Raw genomic sequence first — 1966 nt, forward strand, 5'->3', positions numbered from 1 at the left:
CCGCCTTGCCGACGGCCGAACGCGTCATGTCGAGCCGCTCCGCGGCGAGCGCGAAGCTGCCCGATTCCACTACCTGGACGAAGGTCGTCACGCCGTCGAGTCTGTCGGTCATGGGAGGGTGGGGGTGATTGAATCCTGTAGTTCCCCAGTCTGGAGAAATGCGTGCGTCAATGGGGATGGGAATTCTCACTATAGTACCGATTCCCGTCCAGCGTGCGTCGCCGGCCGCACGCGGCGAATCCTTCTCATCTGGAGGCGCACGGCCCGTTGCCGGGCCGCGGCGCAATACGCATGACGCTATCCGACTCCCGCAGGAATGCGGTCGCGCTCGCGGCCGTCTGTCTCACGTCGCTGATGTTCGGCCTCGAAATCTCGAGCGTGCCGGTGATCCTGCCGACGCTCGAACACGTGCTGCATGGCGATTTCAACGGCATGCAGTGGATCATGAACGCGTACACGATCGCGTGCACGACCGTGCTGATGGCGGCCGGCACGCTCGCCGACCGGTTCGGTCGCAAGCGCGTGTATGTGATCGGCACCGTGCTGTTCGGCGCGACGTCGCTGCTGTGCGGGCTCGCGCCGAACGTGCCGGTGCTCGTCGCGGGCCGGCTGCTGCAGGGCGCGAGCGGCGGCGCGATGCTGATCTGCCAGATTGCCGTGCTGTCGCACCAGTTCCGCGAAGGCCGCGAGCGCGGCCGCGCGTTCGGGATCTGGGGGATCGTGTTCGGCATCGGGCTCGGGTTCGGGCCGATCGTCGGCGGCGCGATCGTCGCGCTGGCAAGCTGGCCGTGGGTGTTCCTCGTCCATGCGCCGCTCGCGGCCGTCGCGCTCGTGCTGATCGGCGGCGCGGTGCAGGAGTCGCGCGATCCGCACGCGGGCAAGCTCGACGTGGCGGGCATCGTCACGCTGTCGCTGGCGGTGCTCGGCCTGGCGTTCTACATCACGCAAAGCGCGGAACTCGGGCTGACCAGCGCCGCTGGCCTCGGCGTGCTCGGGGCGACTGTGCTGGCGCTGGTCGGCTTCGTCGTCGCGGAACGCGCCAGCGCACGGCCGATGTTCGACTTCTCGGTGTTCCGGATCCGCGCGTTCACCGGCGCGATCTTCGGCTCGATGGGGATGAACTTCAGCTTCTGGCCGTTCATGATCTATCTGCCGATCTGGTTCCAGGTCGCGCTTGGCTACGACAGCGTGACGGCCGGCCTCGCGTTGCTCGCGTACACGTTGCCGACGCTGGTCGCGCCGCCGTTCGGCGAACGGCTCGCGCTGCGCTACGGGCCGGGCGTCGTGATTCCGGGCGGCCTGTTCACGATCGCGGCGGGTTTCGCGCTGATGCGGATCGGCAGCGCGGCCGACCATGCGAGCTGGATCACGATGCTGCCCGGCTGCGTGATCGCCGGCATCGGGCTCGGGCTCACGAACACGCCCGTGACCAACACGACGACGGGCGCGGTGCCGAGCTCGCGGGCCGGGATGGCGTCGGGCATCGACATGAGCGCGCGGATGATCTCGCTCGCGCTGAACATCGCGGCGATGGGCTTCGTGCTGGTCGCGGGGATCGTCGCGAGCCTGAAGGCCGGTGTCGCGGGCACGATCGGCGACGCGGCGCTGCGCCGGCTTGCGCAGGAGATAGCATCCGGGCGGACCGACGGGCTGCACGAGATCGCCCCGGCGCTCGCGCAGGCCGACCCGACCGGCGCGGCGCTGCATGCGGCGCTCGTGCACGGGTTCGGCTGGGTGATGGTGTACGGCGCGGCAGGCGTGGCCGTGCTCGCGACGGCGAGCGTGGTGGCGTTTGCGCCGGCGCGACGCAGGGCGCCCGTGTGCGAATGACAGCGTGCGTGGCCGGTGCGGCTGGCGTGGCCGGCCCTGCACGCGCGCCAGTCAGGACATCCCGCCGCCGAGCGCGCGGTACAGCGTCATCTGGTTGTTGAGCCGGTCCAGCCGCGTCTGTTCGTCGGCGCTTTGC

At 69.9% G+C, this 1966-nt stretch carries 2 protein-coding genes; one reads left to right on the top strand and one right to left on the bottom strand.

Features of this window, described 5'->3' with window-relative positions; genetic code table 11:
• A partial coding sequence (locus JYJ84_RS35295; protein ID WP_205190182.1) for a LysR family transcriptional regulator occupies positions 1-112 on the bottom strand: 112 nt, incomplete at its 3' end.
• A 179-nt stretch (positions 113-291) separates the two neighbouring features.
• Between JYJ84_RS35295 and JYJ84_RS35300 the strand changes: the two genes are divergently transcribed.
• Positions 292-1830, top strand: coding sequence for an MFS transporter (locus JYJ84_RS35300; RefSeq protein WP_175220045.1), 1539 nt, complete (start codon positions 292-294; stop codon positions 1828-1830).
• Positions 1831-1966 lie beyond the last annotated feature (136 nt).

The sequence above is a fragment of the Burkholderia sp. LMG 13014 genome (assembly GCF_905232215.1).
In the GTDB taxonomy this organism is placed as follows: domain Bacteria; phylum Pseudomonadota; class Gammaproteobacteria; order Burkholderiales; family Burkholderiaceae; genus Burkholderia.

Excerpts from the sequence above, each read along its gene's own strand:
- JYJ84_RS35300 (WP_175220045.1), top strand. The coding sequence starts at position 292 with ATGACGCTATCCGACTCCCGCAGGAATGCGGTCGCGCTCGCGGCCGTC.